Source organism: Pseudomonas sp. ASL3 (assembly GCF_056680425.1).
The window spans coordinates 2624008-2645235 of record NZ_CM155281.1 but is presented as its reverse complement, the minus strand read 5'-3'; the positions used below and the strand labels follow the sequence as shown (position 1 = coordinate 2645235).

Annotated in this window: 14 protein-coding genes; 6 read left to right on the top strand and 8 right to left on the bottom strand. The window is 59.7% G+C overall.

From position 1 onward, the window contains the following. Positions 1-24: 24 nt before the first annotated feature. The 3 genes from AC1MEE_RS12145 to AC1MEE_RS12135 form a co-directional block, all read right to left on the bottom strand. Complete coding sequence (locus AC1MEE_RS12145; protein WP_480415575.1) at positions 25-720, bottom strand: Crp/Fnr family transcriptional regulator; 696 nt, start codon at positions 718-720, stop codon at positions 25-27. A 130-nt stretch (positions 721-850) separates the two neighbouring features. Then, on the bottom strand, positions 851-1579 hold the full coding sequence (locus AC1MEE_RS12140) for a Crp/Fnr family transcriptional regulator (protein ID WP_480415574.1): 729 nt from the start codon (positions 1577-1579) through the stop codon (positions 851-853). A gap of 432 nt (positions 1580-2011) precedes the next feature. Then, complete coding sequence (locus AC1MEE_RS12135; protein ID WP_480415573.1) at positions 2012-10666, bottom strand: glycoside hydrolase family 94 protein; 8655 nt, start codon at positions 10664-10666, stop codon at positions 2012-2014. Between the two features lie 623 nt (positions 10667-11289). On the opposite strand from AC1MEE_RS12135, the gene AC1MEE_RS12130 reads away from it, so the two are divergent. Continuing rightward, entirely contained in the window at positions 11290-11712 is a 423-nt protein-coding gene (locus tag AC1MEE_RS12130) for a PRC-barrel domain-containing protein (protein WP_480415572.1), read from the top strand. Between the two features lie 553 nt (positions 11713-12265). Here the strand turns inward: AC1MEE_RS12130 and AC1MEE_RS12125 are convergent. From AC1MEE_RS12125 to AC1MEE_RS12115, 3 genes are all read right to left on the bottom strand, one after another. Further along, on the bottom strand, positions 12266-12661 hold the full coding sequence (locus AC1MEE_RS12125) for a hypothetical protein (RefSeq protein WP_480415571.1): 396 nt from the start codon (positions 12659-12661) through the stop codon (positions 12266-12268). A gap of 66 nt (positions 12662-12727) precedes the next feature. Next, entirely contained in the window at positions 12728-13993 is a 1266-nt protein-coding gene (locus tag AC1MEE_RS12120; RefSeq protein ID WP_480415570.1) for an aspartate aminotransferase type Ic, read from the bottom strand. Positions 13994-14049: 56 nt separating this feature from the next. Continuing rightward, positions 14050-14682 carry a LysE family translocator gene (locus AC1MEE_RS12115; protein WP_480416216.1) on the bottom strand — a complete coding sequence of 211 codons (633 nt, stop codon included), beginning with the start codon at positions 14680-14682 and terminating at the stop codon, positions 14050-14052. A 99-nt stretch (positions 14683-14781) separates the two neighbouring features. On the opposite strand from AC1MEE_RS12115, the gene AC1MEE_RS12110 reads away from it, so the two are divergent. Next, positions 14782-15633: a LysR substrate-binding domain-containing protein gene (locus AC1MEE_RS12110; RefSeq protein ID WP_480415569.1), complete on the top strand. Its 852-nt coding sequence runs from the start codon at positions 14782-14784 to the stop codon at positions 15631-15633. Between the two features lie 39 nt (positions 15634-15672). Here the strand turns inward: AC1MEE_RS12110 and AC1MEE_RS12105 are convergent, their stop codons facing one another. Beyond that, positions 15673-16848, bottom strand: coding sequence for an acetylornithine/succinylornithine family transaminase (locus AC1MEE_RS12105; RefSeq protein WP_480415568.1), 1176 nt, complete (start codon positions 16846-16848; stop codon positions 15673-15675). Positions 16849-16948: 100 nt separating this feature from the next. Between AC1MEE_RS12105 and AC1MEE_RS12100 the strand changes: the two genes are divergently transcribed. After that, positions 16949-17851: a LysR family transcriptional regulator gene (locus tag AC1MEE_RS12100; RefSeq protein ID WP_480415567.1), complete on the top strand. Its 903-nt coding sequence runs from the start codon at positions 16949-16951 to the stop codon at positions 17849-17851. 98 nt (positions 17852-17949) lie between these two features. After that, positions 17950-18672, top strand: coding sequence for an alpha/beta hydrolase (locus tag AC1MEE_RS12095; protein WP_480415566.1), 723 nt, complete (start codon positions 17950-17952; stop codon positions 18670-18672). A gap of 599 nt (positions 18673-19271) precedes the next feature. Here AC1MEE_RS12095 and AC1MEE_RS12090 read toward each other — a convergent pair. Further along, positions 19272-19634, bottom strand: coding sequence for a winged helix-turn-helix transcriptional regulator (locus AC1MEE_RS12090; RefSeq protein ID WP_480415565.1), 363 nt, complete (start codon positions 19632-19634; stop codon positions 19272-19274). A 113-nt stretch (positions 19635-19747) separates the two neighbouring features. Here AC1MEE_RS12090 and AC1MEE_RS12085 point away from each other — a divergent pair, with 113 nt between their 5' ends. Further along, complete coding sequence (locus AC1MEE_RS12085) at positions 19748-20482, top strand: SDR family NAD(P)-dependent oxidoreductase (RefSeq protein WP_480415564.1); 735 nt, start codon at positions 19748-19750, stop codon at positions 20480-20482. A 70-nt stretch (positions 20483-20552) separates the two neighbouring features. Then, positions 20553-21152: an NADPH-dependent F420 reductase gene (locus AC1MEE_RS12080; RefSeq protein ID WP_480415563.1), complete on the top strand. Its 600-nt coding sequence runs from the start codon at positions 20553-20555 to the stop codon at positions 21150-21152. Positions 21153-21228 lie beyond the last annotated feature (76 nt).

The following is a 21228-nucleotide window of genomic DNA, read 5'->3' as shown; positions in this document are numbered from 1 at the left end:
ACCCGACGGCCTCATAGACTGCCCTCATAGAGGGGGCGAGTGGGTGTCGCTATAGCATTCGCATGACGCTGCCTCCAATCCCTTGCGGTCAAGAATAGTGATTTCACCGCGGGTGTAGCGGATCAACCCACGCTGTTGCAGCACACCGGCGGCCAGGGTCACGCCACTGCGCCGGACCCCGAGCATGTTCGCCAGGGACACGTGGGTCAGATGAAAGTGATTGGCGTGCGCACGATCGTGGGTCATCAGCAACCAGCGCGCCAGGCGCGGTTCGATCTCATGGAAATGGGTACAGGCTGCGATTTGAGAGAGCTGCATCAGCTGCACGTACAGGTATTGATTCAGCCGGCACAGCAATAACGGGCTATCGCGCAGTGCGACCTGCAGCTGTAAGCCACTCACCCTCAGACACGTGCCGGCACCTTGCACCACGGCACGCATGGGGGCGGTATTGACCCCCAGAGCAAGGGTCGCCCCCAGCATCCCTTCATTACCGATCAGGCCCACCTCAAGAGGAGGGTGGCTGTATAACGTAACCACTTGAGAGATGAACGCTGTTCGTGGGAAGTACACATGCAGGATCGGATGGCCTGGTTCACACAGGACGGTGCCAAAGGCCAACTCGACGCAATCGCACTGTTCCTCAAGCCGGCCGCAGTCAATTTTCGACAGACCCTGGAGTAGTCGGTTTTCTACTGGCCGCCCTTTTGTAATTGGCACACGGGCATCCTGCAGCACAGTGGGCCCCGGATGGGTGGGACAGGTGCCGAACCGTCTCATACTTGAAGTGTGGGCGACGCCGGCAGGACCGGTCTGTTCGCTAGAGCACGCAAGCGCGGGGCGGTGGCAGTTAGTGAGTCAGCGATAATGGAACGTAGGGCAGCAGGCGCTCGGTTTCTTTTCTGACAACGGCGTAGCACTCGCAGCTCAGTTGCTCGAGTTTGACCCTGTCCAGCACCTTGATGTGGCCACGACTGTATTCGATGACGCCCAGACGTTGCAGCTTGCCGGCGGCATCGGTCACGCCTTCGCGGCGTACGCCTAACATGTTGGCGATCAATTCCTGGGTCATGATCAGTTGATTGTCCTGCAGGCGATCGAGGGACAGCAGCAACCAGCGGCACAACTGCTGATCAATGGAGTGGTGTCGGTTGCACACCGCAGTCTGGGCCATTTGCGTGATCAACGCCTGGGTGTAGCGCAACATTAACTGGAGCATCTCCCCGTGGCGGTTGAATTCATCCTTGAGTCGCTGGCCGGGCAACCGGAAGGCATGCCCGGCACTCTGGATAATGGCCCGGCTCGGTGTGCTTTCGCCGCCCATGAATACGGCGATGCCGATTAAGCCTTCATTACCTACCACCGAAATTTCCGCCGATGCGCCGTTTTCCATCACATACAGCAGGGACACGATGGAGTCGGTGGGGAAGTAGACATGCCGCAGGGAATCTCCGGATTCGTAGAGGACCTTGCCGAGCGGCAGGGTGATCAGTTCGAGGTAGGGCAATAAGCGCTCCAGCGCTTGCGCGGGAAGGGCTGCCAGGAGATGGTTCTGTTGTGGTTTTGGAGCATCAAACATATCAGCCATCGTCCGAGGGAGGGGTTTCCGATACGTACAGGTTAGTCCAGGGCGGGCTGTGTGCTTTACCGCAGGAGCCGTCCATCGGTTTCTGGGTGCAAATTCAAGTGTGCGGGGACCTTTGACTACGTGGCGGGTGCAAGGGCTATGCGGGGCAACGCACCGAGTGGGGCGTAGTTGCAAGCCTGCTCTCATCAAACAACCTATAAGCCATTGAAAAATAAAGAATAAAAATTATGCAATTTTCAGCCAGACGCTGATCCCCCTGTAGGAGCTGCCGAAGGCTGCGATCGACCGGGAACCGGTCGCTTTCTTGAGACCGCTGAAGGTCGTGCCGACCTTTTCGCAGCCTTCGGCAGCTCCTACAGGGACCCCGTTTGCTGCGCGACAGCGCGGCGTCGAAGACGGGGCGGTAGCTCCTACCAGAACGGCCTAGTCCTCCTGGACTGCTGCTGAGGATTGGCGGCACAGGGCCGTGATCTGGTGATCGCCCCCATCATCCAGCAAGATCAACGTTGCGTCGGCGAGCGGCAGGTCGTCCAGGCTCAGTGTCAGCACTTCGCCAGCACCTTGGCGAACCTCGATGTGGTAGTGCGTGCTACCGAAACGATAGTGCAGGGTGTATCCAGGCCAGTCGGCCGGCAGCAAAGGCTGAATACGCAGGGTGTTTCCGTTGCGTTGCAGGCCCAACAAGGACTCGACGATCAGACGGTACATCCAGCCGGCCGAGCCGGTGTACCAACTCCAGCCGCCACGCCCGGCGTGTGGTGGCGCGCCGTAGACGTCCGCAGCCATCACGTAAGGTTCCACCTTGTAGGTTTCGATCAGTGTCGGGCTGCCCTGGCGGAGCGGATTGATCAGTCGCATCAGCTCCCAGGCCTTTTCGCTATCGCCCAGTTTGGCGAAGGCCATGCTTGCCCATACGGCGGCGTGGCTGTATTGGCCGCCGTTCTCGCGTACGCCCGGCACGTAGCCTTTGATGTAGCCGGGATCCAGAGTGCCCTTGTCGAATGGAGGTTCGAGCAGTTCCACGATGCCGATATCGCGCCGCACGAGGTAGCGGTCCAGCGCGGCCATAGCGCTGCGGCAGCGCGTTTGTGGAGCGGCCTGGGACAGCACCGACCAGCTCTGGGCGATGGAGTCGATGCGGCACTCCTGGTTACTCGATGACCCCAGAACCTGGCCATTGTCGAAGTAGGCGCGACGGTACCAGGCACCATCCCAACCGTGGGTTTCCAGGTTCGTGCGTAATGTGGCTGCCTGATCCGTGCAGCGCAGGGCGAAAGCACCGTCGCCCTGGCGCTGCGCGGTTCGGGCGAACTGCTGCAGCACCTCGTAGCCAAAAAAACCTAACCAGACGCTTTCGCCAAGCCCCTGTTCACCGACGCGGTTCATGCCGTCGTTCCAGTCGCCACTGCCCATCAGCGGCAGCCCATGGGTGCCGCATTTGAGACCGTGTTCGATGGCGCGCTGGCAGTGCTGGTAGAGGCTCTCCTTTAACGCTGAACGGGCGGGCAGATCATAGTAGGACTCTTCGCCGTCATTGAGCGGGCGTCCTTCGATGTAGTCTATCTGTTCGCTCAGTACGCTCAGGTCACCGGTGATCTGCACATAGCGGCTGGTCGCCAGCGGCAGCCAGAGCAAGTCGTCGGAGCAACGAGTGCGTACGCCGCGGTCCATTGGTGGATGCCACCAATGTTGCACGTCGCCTTCGAAGTATTGATGGCTGGCGCAGAGCAGCAGATGGCGTCGTGTGGTGGCTGGGTCGGCGTGGATCATCGCCATGCTGTCCTGCAACTGATCGCGAAAGCCGATAGCACCGCCGGACTGGTAGTAACCACTGCGGGCCCAGAAGCGGCAGGCAATGATCTGGTACATCAGCCAGCCGTTGACCATCATATCAATGGCCCGCTCGGGTGTTTCAATCCGGATCGCGCCGAGGGTCGTGCGCCAGTGTGCCTGTACGTTCTCCAGTTCGACGGCGGCGGCCCTGGCGCCACGATACTGTTGCACCAGGCGCGTGGCGGCCTTGGCGTTCTGCTCGGCGCCCAGGCGGAAGATGATTTCCTGGCTTTCGCCATCGCCCAACTCCAGGCTGACCTGCAAAGCTGCGCAAGGGTCGAGGCCGCCACCGATACGCCCCGACAGGCGCGTGCGGGTCAAGGCGGCGGGGGCCTGCAGGTTGCCGTTGCGACCAAGAAATTCGGCGCGATCACCGCTGATACTGCAGCTGGACGAATCGCAGTCGAGAAACGCCACGCGCCCGGAAAACTCGATGGAGTAGGCATTGCGCGCGAACAGGGCGCCGCTGAACGGATCGGCTTCGGTCACTACATGCATGGCCGATTTACTGCGCAGGTCGCCCAGGACCCATTCCACATAGTTGGTCGCCGACAACCGACGTGGCCGGCCGGAAGCATTGCGCACCTTCAGGCGCGAAAACTTGATCGGCGCATCCAGCGCGACATAAACCCAGAGTTCGGTGTGCAGGCCATCTTCGACATGCTCGAACACGCTGTAGCCGAAACCGTGACGGGTGCGATAGACACCGGTGCCCGGGCAAGGCTGCGGGGTTGGCGACCAGAAGTGGCCGGAGTCCTCGTCGCGCAGGTACAGCGCCTCGCCGCTGGGGTCGCTGACCGGATCGTTATGCCAGGGGGTCAAACGGTATTCGTGGGCGTTTTCACTCCAGGTGTAGGCGCTGCCGGACTCGGAAACGATTGTGCCGAACTGCGGGTTGGCCAGCACGTTGGCCCAGGGTGCCGGGGTCGGTTGGCCCGGGATGAGGTTCAAGACGTATTCGTTACCGTCGGCACTGAAGCCGCCGTAGGCGTTGCTCATCAACAACGTGGGATCGACCTGTGCAAACGGCTGCGCCGCGTGTTGCGGCACGCGCACCAGGCTTGGCTCAAAACGCGGCAGTAGCGGTTCGCTGCGCCGTCGATGAAGTTGTTCGGCAAGGCTGCCATGGCTGTCGCTGAGCACCATTCGCGCCACTGAAAGCATCAGCGTACGGTCCTCGCTGGAGATCTGTTGTGCCGGGCGCACGAAGATTCCGCCAGGGCGGTCGACCAGGCTGGCTTCGCTGCCAGAGATCACCAGCCCCATGATCAGATCCTGCAGTACCTGACGGTAGCCGGCCTGATCCTCGTTCCAGATCACCAGGTCCAGCGTCAGTCCTTTTTGCCGCCAGTAAGCGTGGGCCTGAACCATTTGTCGCACCAGCTCGATGTTGGCCGGGTCGCCGATTTGCACCAGCACGATAGGCAGGTCGCCTGAGATAGCCTGACCCCAGAGGCCGGACTGATTGCGCCGATTGCTCAGCAGTACCGCACTTTCGGCGCGCAGCGAGGCGTTAGCGTAAATGATCGAAGCGGCCATTTGCTCAAACAGGCGTGCATCGGCCATCGACGCGTTGAGTTGACGCAACAGCACTTGGCTGTGTGTCCAGGCCAGATCGAAGACACGATCGGCCAGATGCCGGTCGCGGTACTTGTTGATCAGGTGCACGCAATCTTCGCGACTGTTGGCCAGGCCTGTTACCAGGTCAATCGTCGCGGTTTGCCCGGCCTCAAGGTTGAGCCGGCAGCGGATCGCGACGATGGGGTCGAGCACCGGGCCTTGCGTGCAGGAGAGTTGTTCGACCTTGGCGTCCAGTGCCGCCGGCGCCATCAAGCTGCGCCCGCGTCCGATGAAGCGCGCACGGTCGGTCTCATAGGAAATGGCATCGATATCCACGCCATGAGCCGCCAGCAGGTGACACATCCACGGCACCGCTTCCTGGTTTGAGCGCGGCCGGCGGGTGCAAACGATGGCTTGCAGCGGGCGCAACAGTTCGGTTTGCACGAACAGCTTGCTGAACGCCGGGTGCATCGCATCACTAATGGCCGGGGCCAATACCACCTCGGCGTAGCTGGTCATCTCCAGGCTGCGCCGGGTGCGCGCGCGGTTGGTGATATGCAGGCGGCGAAGTTCAATGTCGTCTTCGGGGGATACAACGATCTCGGTGTGGCAATCGAAGTTGAGTTCACGGACGCGAAATTCCGCCCGGGCATCGGTGAAAATGGCTTCATGGCTTTGTGGCCGATGCAGTGTCGGCTGATGCGCGGTGGACCAGAACGCGCCGCTGGCGACATCGCGCAGATAACAGAAGATCCCCAGGTTGTCGTTGACGATATCCTCGCGCCAGCGGGTCAGCGCGATCTCGTTGCAGCGGCTATAGCCACCGCCGGCGGTGTTGACCATCACGTGGTACCGACCGTTGGACAACAGCTGTACGGCAGGGCGTCGGCGGTTCGGTTCGTTGAACACCCGCAGATTTGTTTCGTTGATCCGCGCGGCGGCGTCCGCCGCTGGGGCGTGGGCAGCGTGCAAGAATTGCGTAGCGGTTTTCGGTACGCGCTCCTGCAACAGCAACGCACACGCCTGGAATTGCGGGTCAGACTCAAAGCGTCGTTGCATCGGCCGGTCCAGCAGCACAGACGTCAGCGCCAGCAAACTCATGCCCTGGTGATGGGCCATGAACGAACGGACGATAACCGCCCGTTTCCCGGGTGGCAGCCGTGCTTCGGTGTAGTCGACCGCTTCATAGAGCCCGAAGCGCCCGCAAAGGCCTTGTTCGTCGAGGCGCTGCAGGTTCCGGCAGGCGGCCTTGGGCGCCACCATCAGGGCCAGAGCGCTGGCATAGGGGGCAACCACACTGTCTTCGCCCAGACCACGCTTGAGACCCAGGCCCGGTACGCCAAAGGCGCGGTATTGGTAATTGAAGTGGGCATCGAGGGTGTTGTAACCGGACTCCGAAACCCCCCAGGGAATGCCCAGCTGGTTGCCGTACTCGATCTGGCGCGCGACTGCCGCACGGCAAGTCTGGTCGAGCAGCGTACCTTCGTAGTTGGGCATGACGAGCATCGGCATCAGGTATTCGAACATTGAGCCTGACCAGGACAGCAACACCGACACGCCGTCGTTTCTGGTCAGCAGCCGGCCAAGGGAGAACCAGCTTTCCTGCGGTATCTGGCCTTGTGCAATCACTACGAAGTTAGTGAGGCGCACCTCCGAGGCCAACAAGTCATAAAACGCGGTATCCAGCCGGCGCTCGTCGGCGTTGTAACCAATGACGAAGAGGTCGCGCCGCGCATCGTAGAGGAAGCTGAAATCCATGTCTGCCAACGCTGCGGCGCGCTCGGCCAGACCGGTTGACATCGCAATGCGTTTAACGGCCAGGGCCTGGACGGCGCTGACCTGCGCCTGATGGACAGGCAGCCATTGGCTGGCATCGAGTTGCGCCAGTTGCCGCCAGCTATGAGGTACTGGCAGCGTTTCGTCCATGGTGATTGGCAGTTGGAAACGCAGGCATTCGGTATGCAGGTCCAGGCATTGCTCATGCAGTGCGCTGAGCCAGAAAGCGGCATCCTCGGTGGGATCCAGCTGGGGGAGGGGCGGCTGCAGGTCAATGGCGCGTTGCAGAAGGTCGAGAAGTTTCTGTGGATTGAACGCCGGTTCCGCTGCCATGTGTGTCTGCACCGCCAGGGTTTCGGTCCGCAATGCCTGTATCTCTGCGTCGGTGGCGGCGGTGGTCTTGAGTGCCTGTAGAAGCACATCCAGGGTGTCCAGCAGGCCGCCGGTCAGTCGCAGATCCAACAGCGGAGCGTCGGGGAGTGCCATCAGGCCGGGCTTGAGGGTGAGCAGCAAGCTGGCCAGATTGCCGCTGTCCACCGTTGAGACATAAAACGGCGCCAGCGGCTTGAGCGTCACGGTGTCGTACCAGTTGTAAAAGTGTCGGCGGTGTCGTTCGAGGCTGTCCATGCTGTTGAGCATCTGCTCGAGGCGCTCCAGCAACCGACCGCTGCCCAGATAGCCGAAATCATGGGCGGCCAGGTGCGAGAGCAGCGCCATGCCCATGTTGGTGGGCGAGGTCCGATGCGCGACACTGGCGTGGGGCTGCTCCTGGATATTGTCGGGAGGCAGCCAGTTGTCGGCCGGGCCCACATGCTGGTCGAAGAAGGCCCAGGTCCGGCGTGTCAGGGTGCGCAGAAAATGCAGTTCCTCTGCAGACGGATCGAATACCGCGAGGGGGGAGGGGCGACTGAGCCACCAGGCGATGGCCGGGCTGGCCAGCCATAGGGCCAGGAACGGCGCCGCCAGGGCGAGTACGGCAGGGGAGGGTAGCAGCAGGGCAACCAGGCCCAATGCAAGTGCGGGTGATACCCATAGCGTGCGATACAACCCGTGCAGATCGTTGACACTGGTGCGCTCAACCTCCCGAGATGGGCTCCATTGCAGCAGGCGACGCTTGCTGACCAGCATGCGCCAAAGCGTCCGGGCGATGGCATCCAGACTGTATTGGGTCTCGAACGGCAGCCAGGCCAGGGTCAGTCCGGCTCGGATGAAATGCAGGCCAGAGCTGCGCAAGGCGGCAACCAGGTGCTGTTCGAAGGGAACCTCGGCAGTCTTGCGCAGCAACTCCAGCAGGGCATTCAACAGAGGTTGAGTCAGCACCAGAGCGAGTACTGCAAGCGTCCAGTAAAAGGGCGCGGTCGATGCCAGCCAGCCCCATAAAAACATAGTCAGGAACGCAGCCGGTTCAAGGCTGCGGCGCAGGTTGTCGAAGATTTTCCAGCGTGCTAGCGCACTGAGGCGATTGCGTTCCAGCCCGCCGTTGGCTTTGGACGCCCACGGCATGATCCATGGCAACAGTTGCCAGTCTCCGCGTATCCAGCGGTGCCGACGCTTGACGTCGGCGCTATAGCGGGCCGGATATTCCTCGAACAGCTGTACATCGCTGAGCAGCCCCGAACGGGCGTAGCAACCCTCGATCAGGTCATGGCTGAGGATACGGTTATCGGGGAAGCAATCTTCCAGCGCATGCTCGAAGGCATCCACGGCGTAGATACCCTTGCCGATAAATGAACCGTTGTGGAACAGGTCCTGATAGACATCGGATACAGCGCGTGTATACGGGTCGACACCGGCATCACTGCCGAACAGACAGGCGTAGACCGAGCGTGCCGCGCTGGGCAGGCTGATGCCGACACGCGGCTGCAGGATGGCGTAACCGGCACTGATGTGGCCCAGGTGCGGGTCAATGCTGACGCGGTTCAGCGGGTGTTCCATGGCACCGACGAACTGCCGTGCAGCATCGCGCGGCAGCTGGGTGTCGGTATCGAGGGTAATCACATAGCGAACCGTCCCCAGCGCTTCGATATCGCCGACGATCAGTGAAAAACATTCCCGGCCGCCTCCGCGCAGCAGGGCATTGAGCTCGGCAAGCTTGCCGCGTTTGCGCTCGTGGCCCATCCATACCTGCTCTGCCGCGTTCCAGCGTCTTGGCCGATGCAGCAGGAAAAAACGTTCGGTTCCGACGGCCGGGTATTTGCGGTTCAACGCCTCGACCAGCCGGACGGCTAGCGACAGCAAAGCGTCATCCTGCTCCAGCACTTCATTCGGCGCATCCATGAAGTCGGTGAGCAGGGCGAAGTGCAAGTGGTCATCGCGATTGGCCAGAAACCGCACTTCCAGCCCTTCGACCAGTTCCTCGACATCGCCGGCATTGGCCATAAGGGTCGGGATGACGACCAGGGTGCGCGCTTGTGCGGGTATGCCATCGCTGTAGTCCAGGCGGGGCAAGATGCACGGCGCTACGCTCAGGGTGACCAACCAGTTGATCAGGCCGACGGCCAGGCGGCTGGTCATCAGTAACGTCGGTACGGCAAGCAGTACCAACATCGAAGCGGACCATCCATCCTTGTCGATGGCGTAGAGGAAAGGGCAGGCAAATGCGAGTGAAAGGAGTAGCACCGGACTCAGGAAAAAGGCCAGAGGGGCCTGGCGCAATAGACGCTGCCAGCGTTCGGTAAAGGGCACGCGGGCGGCGATTCGAAGCTCAAGTTCGGCCAAGCCGGGACCCACCAGGTAGAAACCAACATGCCCAGCTATATCGCCTTCTGGCGGTGGCCGGGCTCTGGCATTGGTCAGGTCTATGGCGACCCACGCGATGCTTTCTTCGCTTTTTGCGCAGTTCTTTGCCAGACGTTCGATTACATGTCGGTAATGATCGCGGCTGGCGAAATCCATGCTCGGGTAGACACCGGACGGATCGGTGCGCAGGATCCGTTCGATGTGACTCATGCGCTCGACGAATTCGCGCCAGTCACAGGTCGAGAGCAGGCGCAGGCTGGCGATACTGTTGCTGATGGAGACTTGATCGGCGGATTGCTGCTGGGCATCCATCTGCACCAGACGTTCGATATTAAGCCCGGACTCGGCGAGCATTTGCTCGATCCAGGTCAAGGGCTGGATCAGCATGGCGCTCTGCCCCTGCAGTCGTCGCGTGAGTTCGGCAACGAAAGCAGCGGTCATCGGTGGCTCTGAACGGGCCATATCGGCCACCACCAGCACCACATTCTTGGCGTCGTGCACGGCGGTTTCGGTAAGACGGTCGGCCCAGTCGTTGGCCAGGTTGCGGTCGCCCCAGTTGGCAATGATCCGCGAGGCCACCCGGCGCAGATTTTCGATCAGAGCCAGGCGCAGCATGATCGGGATCGCCCATAGCTCTCCCAGTGCCAGAGACGTGACGGTCTGGTAGGCCTCGACGAAGCGGCTCAGGCTTTCTTCATCGACCCAGCCATCACCGTGAGAGATGGTTTCCAGGGCGATGTCGTAGACCCTCGGCAACCCCACCGACGGACCATTGGCCAGGCGCGGCAATTGCCGGCTGTAGCCCTTGGGTAAATGGGTTTTGGCGATGCGGATGTGTTCTTCGACCAGGTAGTAATTGTCCAGCAACCATTCCGCTGCCGGTGTAACCCGACGCGTAGACGGCTGCGCGGTGACGAGCGCTGCGCAACTGCTGTTCAGGGTTGTCTCATTTTCCGCCAGACGCGCGAGCAGCGAGTCTGCGGCGGAAAGGGTGCTAAGGCGATGCTGCTGGGCCAGGAAGGTGCCATGGCCCGCCATCTGTTCTGCACTGAACAGTTCGGATCGCAGAATGGCTTCGTACTTGAATGTGCGGGGTGGGACGCTCCACAGGCGATAGAAGGTCGGCAGACGCCTTAGTGTCGAGAGTGCACGGGTCCAATTACTGTCCATTGGGTCCTTGTCATTTTTCACGCTTCTTGAAGCACAGCGTGACGGGGGAAGACGATGCGACCGCTTTGAGGAGGCGTGATGGGCACGGGGTGCGACTGATTAAAGGTCGCGCCGGGCAAGGATCAAGTGTGCCTATGCACTTGGCCGAGGTCTGTTCGCTACCGAACAGACCTGACGTGCGGTTGCACTCGATCGGGTCATGGGCAGATAGCTGGCGGGTGACGCCCGTGCCACCGTCGAAGGAACGGTGATGAGGCGGACGCCACGTCAGGGAAAATCGAACACAAACGATGAATAAAGACGGTCTTCAAACCTATCGAAGCCCGAAGAACGACAGGACAACCAGGACGATCACAACTGCCCCGACGATGTAGACGATGTTGTTCATGAAATCCACCTCTCAATCTGAATAGGATTGCGACACCAGGGTGTTGCAAATACAAGGTACGGCACCTTTGCTCGCAATTCCGTTCGACAACACACATAGCTCCTTTCCTCATTCGCAACGTGTCCTGGCGCACAGACCGCCCCCGGCTTTGCGTACAGCATGAACAAACGCAGCGCCGAAACCTTGGTTTGACGCTGCGCTCGATTGACCCCGTGGTTATTGCCAGGAGCTGAATATGAACTATGAAGAACGCGACACCTATGGCATGTACAAGGTCACCGCCGGCGTTGGTCCGGGACCCGGACCTCGGTTGATGGGTGCAGACACCCTCATCGGAAATGACGTCTACAACCAGAAGGACGAAGATCTGGGTGACATCAAGGAGATTATGCTGGACTTGCGCAGCGGTCGGGTGGCCTATGCGGTGCTGTCCTTTGGTGGCTTTCTCGGCATGGGCGAGAAGCTGTTTGCCGTGCCGTGGAGCGCATTGACGCTCGATACGGTGAATAAACGCTTCGTGCTGAGCGTCGACAAGGAGCGCCTCGCCGATGCGCCTGGATTCGACAAGGACAAGTGGCCTGATATGCAGGACCCGACCTGGAGTAAGGAAATCCATGCTTACTACGGCACGACGGCGAATGCGGATCAACGGTTTTAGGACGACCCGCTAGGGTCTGTTGACGTTTGGTGGCGAACCGCGTTGCGATGCCAACGTGTGCGAGGCAAGGCGCGGGATGCCGCTAATGGTTGTTCCCTTGGCAAATCCCGCAACGCAGCCTCGCGCACGTTGGCGCGCAACCCGAAGGGACGGGGCCCATTTGGCGCAGGGCTGCGTTGCTCGGAACTTATTTGGAACAACCAAACCGCGTTCCTCGCGCCTTGCCCTGCGCCAAATGGGCCTCCGTCGCGGTCGTCACCAAACGTCAACAGACCCTAGGCCAGAGTTCAAGTTAACTGCCAGGTTAGCTACCAATACACGCGCTTTAGAGCCTGTTCACGATCTTTTCGCATTGGGCATAATCGCCCGATGCGAAAGCGACCTTTGCTGGTCAAGTTGAATGCAAATGGTGGGTCAGCACGAATGCAATTGACTGATCAGTGGCAATGCAAATAGGTGATCAAGTGCAATGCAATTGCCCACCTACAACACCAAGGTTTGCGCGGCATCTGCCAACACAGAATGCGCCGTCAGCCCGAAAACCCTTCAGCGATCACAAAGGGGCATCAACGATCAGGGCCGGATCAAGGTTCCGGATCCTTCGCTCGACATGGTAGGCGCCACTTTCTGCATAGCGTAGAAAGCACCGCCCGCAAAAAATACATTCCCCGACGTTGCACCGATTGTAGGGAAAGTAACGCGGCGCAATCGGCGCTTCGACAGACCAGTAATGAGTACCGTCGGGGTGGTACTCATCGAGTGTCAATGCCTCTTCGTCTGCATAGATGAGGGTACCGATGTCCCGTAGTTGTTCGTCTGGCACTGCGATCGGCATGCTTTCCCAGCCCGCCAGGGATTTTTTTGTACATGAGCAGGCTTGCTTCACGGTCTGTGAACGCAGGGCCAGTTCGGTCAGTTCGGACAGGTCAAGAAGCGGAGGCATGTTCATGTGGCATCCTTGGTGGGTAAGGCGTGATGCGGCCAACATTGATTTAGCAGCATCTACGCACAAGGTCTAAGCGATGTCGGATGCTGCCAGCCGAGCACAGAGCGCGATCCCCGCAGAGGCTTTAGCAAGTGTAGTCAGATCAATGTAACTGGGTGAGATTCGAATGTTGCTGTCGCTGGGGTCGTATCCGCATGGATAAGGCGCACCGGCGGGCGTGAGGGCAATGCCGGCATGCAGCGCGAGTTCGACCGTTCTGCTGGCGCAACCAGGTCCGACATCGAGACTGATGAAGTATCCCCCTGCAGGCCGTGTCCAACGGGCTTCTCCCGTCTCACCGAAGGCCTGGGCGAAGGTTCGGTCCACACACTCAAATTTGGGTGCCAGCAGCGCTCGATGCGCGCGCATGTGCTGTGTAATGCCCTCGGGATCGCCGAAAAAATGTAAATGACGCAGCTGGTTGACCTTGTCCGGACCGATGGTGCGGTGCTTGCGTCGCTCAAGCCACCATGCAAGGTTTTCAGGTGACGCGCCGAAGAGCGCTAGTCCAGCACCCGGCAAAACAATTTTAGAGGTCGAGGCGAACAGAAAGGCGCGGTTGGGAAATCCGGCACGCAGGCTGAGCCCGCTGATGTCCTGATTCGCCGGGCTGGCCTCTGTCAGGTGATGAACCGCGTAGGCGTTGTCCCAGAACAGCCGGAAATCGGGTGCTGCGGCAGGCATCGCGGCCAGCCGTTCGATGGTTGCATCAGCGTAAGTGACGCCGCTCGGATTACTGTATTTAGGCACACACCACATCCCCTTGATGCTGGGGTCGCTGGCAACGAGTGCCTCGACGATATCCATGTCCGGTCCGCTGTCCAGCATCGGAACCGGCAGCATTTCAATACCGAACTCTTCGCACATCGAGAAGTGCCGGTCATAGCCCGGCACGGGGCAAATGAATTTGATCACCGGCTCTTGTGACCAGGGGCGATCACTGCCCGGGACGCCGCGCAGGAACGCGTAACCCAGAGCCTCGTGCATCAAGGCCAGGCTCGAATTTTCACCGATAGCCACGCAGTCGGCAGGCAGTCCCAGCAGCGACTGCGCAAACAGCTCGCGCACTTCCGGCATTCCTTGCAAGCCACCATAGTTGCGCCAGTCGACACCGTCGCGCGAGACAAAACCAGAGTCGCCGGGCAAGGAGAGAAAGCGCTTGGACAAGGTCAGTTGCTCGGGCGACGGCACGCCGCGCGTCATGTTGATCTTCAGGCCTTGAGCGCAAAGGTCCGCGTAGCGTGATTCAAGCTCGGCGCGGGATAGCTGATTTTCGATCTGAACAGCTGTATTCATCGTGGAGGTCTCAGTGAAGAGGAGGGCGCTGGGTTTATGTTCGTGCTTCGGACTGCCTATCTCGCTGCCTGGAACGCCATTTCCATGGCCATTGCCAACAACAGGATGCCCATCAGCCACCGTTGCAGCCGTAACAGGCCGGGACGATGGGCGAGGAAGGCTGCGGCCTTGCCGGATGACACCGCGACGAAGCCGTTGATCAAGGCGAACAAGACAATCAGCGATGAGCCGAGCACCAGTGATTGCTCCAGTACGCTGCCTTGCTGATGGTCGATAAATTGGGGCAACAGCGAGAGGAAGATCATCGCCAGCTTGGGATTCAAGAGACTGGTGGTCGCCCCCATGACGAACAATCGGCGCGGACGCTCTGCTGGCAAGTCTCTGATTTGCAGCGGAGAGCGGCCGCCGGGTTTCAATGCCTGCCAGGCCAGGTACGCGAGATAAGTGGCGCCCACCAGACTCAACAGGCGCGTGGCGTAGGGGACGGTCAGGAAGAAGGCAGTGATCCCAAAGGCGGCTCCAAACATGTACACCAGGTAGCCGAGCATGACCCCCGCGAGGGAAATCAGACCGGCCCTGTGCCCTTGTGCAATGGAGCGGGACATCACGTAAATCATATTGGGGCCCGGTGTTACCGCCAGCATCCCGCCGACGACCAGAAAACGATACAACGATACCGAGGCAAGCATTGCTTGAGCGTCCATGAGTGAGTTGCGCCGATTGTCGGGCAGTGACTAGTCTGAGTAAAACGCATTAAACTGAATCAATTCTTCAGGTTTTCTTATGAAATGAAAAAACTCGACCTGGACGTGCTTGCGATGCTGGTTGCTGTCGCCGACAGCGGAAGCTTTGTTCGCGGTGCCGAGCTTGTACACCGGTCCCAGTCTGCTGTGAGCATGCAGATAAAGGCCCTGGAAACATCGCTTGGCAAGCCGCTTTTTGTTAGAAATACTCGAAATCTGGCCTTGACCCCTGATGGGCAAACGCTGTTGGGTTATGCACGTCGCATGTTGATGTTGCGAGACGAGGCCTGGGCCGCCATCGTCCATCCAGAGGTGACCGGCAGGGTCACGATTGGCGTTCCCGACGACTACGCCTCAACATTATTGCCGCCGGTTCTAAGACGATTTTCTGCAACTTACCCGCGTGTCGACATTGAAGTGATTGGCCTGCCGAGCAATGCGCTCGCGCCGCTGCTGCGAGACAACACGCTCGATCTGGCCTGCATCACCAAAACCAAAGGTGTGGCGGGGGAGTTCGTGCGCTTTGAACCCATGATCTGGGCGGGGTCGCCCGCGAGCCGACAAGTGTGGAAAGAGCGTCCGCTGCCGATTGCCGTTTTTGCCAATGGCAGTGTTGCGCGAGCCCACGCGATCAGCGCCCTGCAGCGGGCAAAGATCAATTATCGAATGTCTTACGAAAGCCCCAGTTTGATGGGCCTTCTCAGCATGGTCGACGCGGGGTTGGCGGTGGCGCCGCTTGCACGGTGTGCGGTGCCCGAGCGTCTCATTCATCTGGGGCAGGCTGAGGGGTTGCCAGAGCTTGAGGAACTTGAGGTGGTGTTAGCCCGAAGTGCGCGATCCGGTCGTCCGCCCTGTGATTTTCTCGCCGAACAGATTTTGGTTGAACTGCGCAATTGACTGGAATAGTGCTGCGGGGCCTGAATGGCCCCGCACTTCTTAGGCGCTCTTCAATGTTTGGCAAACGCCTCGCACGATCGTCTCCACCTCTTGATCGTCAAGGGTCAACGGCGGCAACAAGCGAATTGTCGTGCCCCGGGTGACATTGATCAGCAAGCCATGGTCCTGTGCCGCAATGAGCATCAACTCCCGACAAGGCCGGACGAGTTCGATGCCGATCATCAAGCCCCGGCCGCGTATCGCCAGCACATTCGGATGCTCGCTCAGCTCGTCACGCAACCTTGCGAGCAATCGTTCGCCCTGGCGCGCGGCATTGTCCAGGAGCCCTTGTTCTTCGATGATCTCCAACACCGTGCAGCCCACCCGGCAGGCTAACGGATTGCCCCCAAACGTGCTGCCATGGCTGCCCGGCGTGAACAGCTGTGCCACTTTGCTACGGGCCAGGCAGGCGCCGATAGGAATGCCATTGCCCAAACCTTTGGCCAGGGTCATGACGTCCGGGACGATACCTTCGTGCTGGAAGGCGAACCATTGGCCGGTTCGACCAATACCTGTCTGAATTTCGTCGAGCATCAGTAGCCAGGCGCGCCGGTTACAGAGGTCGCGCAGAGCTTGCAGGTAGCCGGCTGGCGCTATCTGGACGCCACTTTCGCCCTGGATCGGCTCCAGCAGCACAGCGATGATGCGTTCTCCGTAGGCACGGGTGACGGTGTCCAGCGCCGCGAGATCGCCAAACGGAACCTTGAGAAATTCCCCCGGTAGCGGATGGAATCCCAGACGCACAGCGGGTCCGTCGCTGGCCGACAAGGTGCCCAGGGTACGGCCATGGAAGGCGTTTTCCATGACGACGATCAATGGCTGCTCGATACCTTTTTTCCACGCATAGAGTCGCGCCAGCTTTAACGCGGTTTCATTGGCTTCGGCACCGGAGTTGTTGAAGAACACCTGATCGAGCCCTGACAACTGCGTCAATTTTTGCGCCAGGCGCTGCTGCCAGTCGATGCTGTAGAGATTGGAGGTATGCAGCAGCAGGCCAGCCTGCTCGGTGATGGCCGCCACCACCCGCGGGTGGGAATGACCGACATTGGTCACTGCCACGCCCGCGACTGCATCCAGGTATTCACGGCCGGCCTGATCCCAGAGACGAGTGCCCAGGCCTCGGGCGAAACTCAGGGGCAGGGGTTGATAAGTAGTCATCAGGCAATCGGCGGTCATGACATCGAGCTCCATCTTCGGTTGGTTTTTGCAGTATCGTTAACAACTTGAGATGGATAAACGCTGGATACTTTCAATCAATTTAAAGCTGAGCTTGATAATGGATCTATTCCAGGCGATGACGGTTTACGTAAAGGTGGTGGAGGGCGGCAGCATGACCGCAGCCGCGCAGCAGTGCGCGATGTCCACCACCATGGTCGGCAACCACTTACGGGCGTTGGAGCAGCGCTTGGGTGTCAGCCTGCTCAATCGCACGACGCGGCGTCAGCGGTTGACCGAATTTGGCACGGCTTATTATCAGCGCTGTCTCGAAGTGCTGGGGCTGGTGGCCGACTCCGAGCGCCTGGCCGAACAGGCTCAGGACGAGCCGACAGGTACGCTACGGATTACCGCTCCCCTGACCTTTGGTGCCGAGCGCCTGGCGCCGGCGTTGAGTGGGTTTGTGCAGCGCTGTCCGGAGGTCAAGGTAGACGTGGTGTTAACCAATCAACGACTCGACCTTATCGACAACGGCTTCGATGTCTCCATTCGTTTGGGCACTCCAGAACCGTCAGGCCTTATCGCCCGACCGCTGCAGGATTACACCCTGACGATTTGCGCGTCGAAAGCGTATCTGGAGCGCCGCGGTACGCCCGCCAAACCGGAGGATCTGCAACATCACGACTGTCTGGCCTTCGCTTACCCAGCGGGTGATGAATGGAGCTCCGTTGAAAAGCAATGGCGCCTGACCGGGCCTGAAGGGGAGATTCTGGTTCCGGTGACCGGTCCCATGGTGATCAATAGTTCGTCGGGACTACACCAGGCGGCGCGAGCGGGAATGGGTGTGGTGATGTTGCCCGATGCGTTGGTGCATCAGGACCTGCTGGAGGGTAAATTGGTCGCGCTATTGCCGGGTTACCAGTTACCGAGCAGGCCGATGAATCTGGTGTATGCGCAGGATCGGTACCGGTTGCCAAAACTGAGGAGCTTTGTGGAATACGCACTGGAAATGTGGGGCAGATAGCGTTAGCTCATCGCAATCATCCTCTGTTGCGTCGCGCAGAGTGATCGTAAACGTCCAGCGATCCCGACCATTAAGGTGGGCTGTGAAAAGGTAGGAATATGATCAAGCTTCTGGCAGTACTGTTTATCCTTGCATCAACGGCGGCACACGCCGAAACCACACTGCAAACCGATCTGCCTTTGGGTTATCTGGAGCAAGCCAACTCAAGCTCGCAGGACAAGCCGCTTGTTATATTTCTTCATGGCTCCGGAAGTAATGAAGAAGACCTGTTCGATATCAAGGACCAATTGCCCACCGAGTACACTTTTCTATCGGCGCGGGCGCCGCTTGAAGTGGAGCCAGGCAGTTACCAGTGGTTTAACAAGAAGGCCGGCACCGGTGAGTACGATGGCGAGACCGATGAGCTGAAGAACAGTGAAGAAATGATCACTGACTTCATTGTCAAAGCCACCGAAAAATACCATACCCAACCCGGCAAGGTATTTCTGGTCGGTTTTAGCCAAGGGGCAATCATGTCCTATGAAGTTGCGCTGCGTCATCCCGACATCGTGCGCGGGATAGCCGCGTTGAGTGGAAAGATCTTGCCGGTCTTGAAGTCTGAATTAAAACCCACTCAAGATTTCAAGCCGCTGGAGGTTTTTATCGGCCACGGCACCGCCGACCAAAAAGTGCCTTATGTGGGGGCGACCGACGCAGACAAGCTGTTGCAGGGCCTGTCTATCCAACCGGACTTTCATGCCTATCCGGGAATCGGGCATACCATCAGCGGTACCGAAATAATGGATCTGAACAGTTGGCTGCAAAAAATCAACGACGCTTGACGGGGATATCTAGAGTGCGTTCTCAATAACTGACAGTCGCGCCGTCGCTCCGTAAAGAGCGAGGTAAGGCCATCAGATAAGGTTTTCGGGGCTAGGCCCTGCGGGTTGCGAAATTGCACTCCACTTGACCACCCGTTTGCATTCGACCTGACCAGTCATTTGCATTGCATCTGACCACCGATTGCATCGGATTTGACCATCATGCTTCGTAACCATGAACGGTAGCGAACTACACATTGCTTCCGATGGCGGCGACAGGCAGCAATCGGCCGATTCTGTTGAAAAAGTCGGCCTTGGTGTCTACGGAAAAAAAGTGCGCGTCGGAGATTGAATTCTAGAACGTTCGCAGAGGTTCTCCAGGCTGAGATTTCACGTAGAAGCGTGCTAAAAAGGCGCTTTCACCGGTCAATCTTCCCGCAGTTTTAAAAACCGACTTTTTCAACACAATCGGCCAGAAGCGGACCTTCGGCTATCGTCTAAAAAAACATGGGCCAGAGCGCCCAAACCGCGCATCCTGACGGTCTGATCGGAAGAGTTCGACCTGCCGCCCTCCCACGAATGCGGAGGGTCGTCCGACTCAGCGGTTCTTCAGCATCCTGCTAGGGCAAAGTGTCGCGCTTGGCGAAGATGCTTGTCATTTCCGCCATGTTCTCGGTTCCCCAGGTGCACAGCGGGATGATCGCGTCAGCCAAGCTGCGGCCGAGCGGGGTCAGCGCGTAGTCCACGCGCGGCGGCACCTCCTTGTAGTCGGTCCGCGCCAGCACGTGATCGACCTCCAGATCCTTCAATTGCTGGATCAGCACCTTGTCGCTGACGCCCTGGACCAAGCGCTTGAGCTCGCCGTAGCGCTTCGGGCCGTCGCGCAGGAAAAACAGGACCAGCGGTTTCCACTTGCCCGAGATGATGCGGAGCGTGGCGTTGAGCCCGCAGCCGGTATCGCAGATTTGAGAGGGCGTCGTCATTATTTGATACTTACCTAAAAGTGCATACTTGTCCTTAGGTTATCAGGAGTACACAGTGGTCCTCAAGTAAGCAGTTCCCTGCTTCCGTACAACTCCAACGAAGGATGCACGACATGACCAGACTGAATGGAAAGACCGCCGTGATCACCGGCGGCGCTACCGGCATCGGCCTCGCCGCTGCAAAGCGCTTCATCGAGGAGGGCGCCTTCGTCTTCATCTTCGGCCGCCGGCAGGAAGCGCTTGACGCCGCTGTGGCCGACCTCGGGCCCAATGCCCGCGCGGTGAAGGGCTCGGTCTCCGATCTGGCCGACCTCGACCGACTCTACGCGGCGGTGAAGGCCGAGCGCGGAACCCTCGACATCGTCTTCGCCAATGCCGGGGTGGGAAGCCAGCTTGCGCTCGGCAAGATCACCGCCGAGCACATTGACGAAACCTTCGACACCAACGTGAAGGGTACGATCTTCACGGTCCAGAAGGCGCTGCCGCTGATGGGCGAGGGCGGTTCGATCATCCTGACCGGATCGAGCGCCGGCACCACGGGCGCGCCGGGAATGAGCGCCTACAGCGCGAGCAAGGCGGCAGTGCGCAACCTTGCGCGGACCTGGGCGGAGGACCTGAAGGGCACCGGCATCCGGGTAAACGTGCTGTCGCCCGGGGCGACGGCGACCGAGCTCGCGAAGGAAGCGCTGGGCGAGGAGGGCCAGAAGGCCTACGCCGCGATGACTCCGCTTCAGCGCATGGCCGATCCGGCGGAGATCGGGGCCGTGGCCGCTTTTCTCGCGTCGCCGGACAGCAGCTTCATGACCGCCAGCGAGGTCGCCGTTGACGGCGGTCTTGCGCAACTCTGACGCGCTACTCTCAGGCGCTCCATTCGATTATTCGGAGCGCCGTAGGACTCGATAAACCTAAGGAGAATATATGAGCTACGCAATTATCGGCTTCGGCAATATCGGCCAGGCCCTGGCCAAGGCGTTTGCCCGAAGCGGCATCGAAGTATCCGTTGCAACCACGCGCGACCCGGAAAGCTTTGCATCCGCCGCGGCCGCGATCGGACCCCAGATCATTCCCAAAAAACTGGCGGAAGCCGTCAAGGCGGACGTCGTCTTTTTGGCTGTCCGTTTCGAGTCGCACCCGGATGTCGCGAAGGCGCTGCCGACCTGGAAGGGAAAGACCATCATCGATGTGACCAATGCCTACGGCGTGTCCCCTGAGGAACTGGGAGGACAGCCTTCTTCCAAGGTCGTCGCGCAGGCCTTCACTGGTGCAAGACTGGTTAGGGGCTTCAACCATTTGGTCGCTGCCGTCCTTGACCAAGATCCGGCCGTACATGGTGGCAGGAGAGTCGTGTTCCTGGCGAGCGACGATGACGCTGCCGCAGCGGAGATTGGTGCGCTTGCGGAAAATCTCGGTTTCTCGCCGATCCAACTTGGCGGGCTTTTGGAAGGTGGACTGCTTGTGCAGGCGCGCGGAAATAGCTGGGGTCAACTGATCTTTAAGGACTTGGTCAAGTTCGACTGATGAATCGTGATCGCAAATTTTGATGCGATCCTGCCTCGTGGACAAAGAGCAGCTACAGTTTGATTGAAGCGAGGGC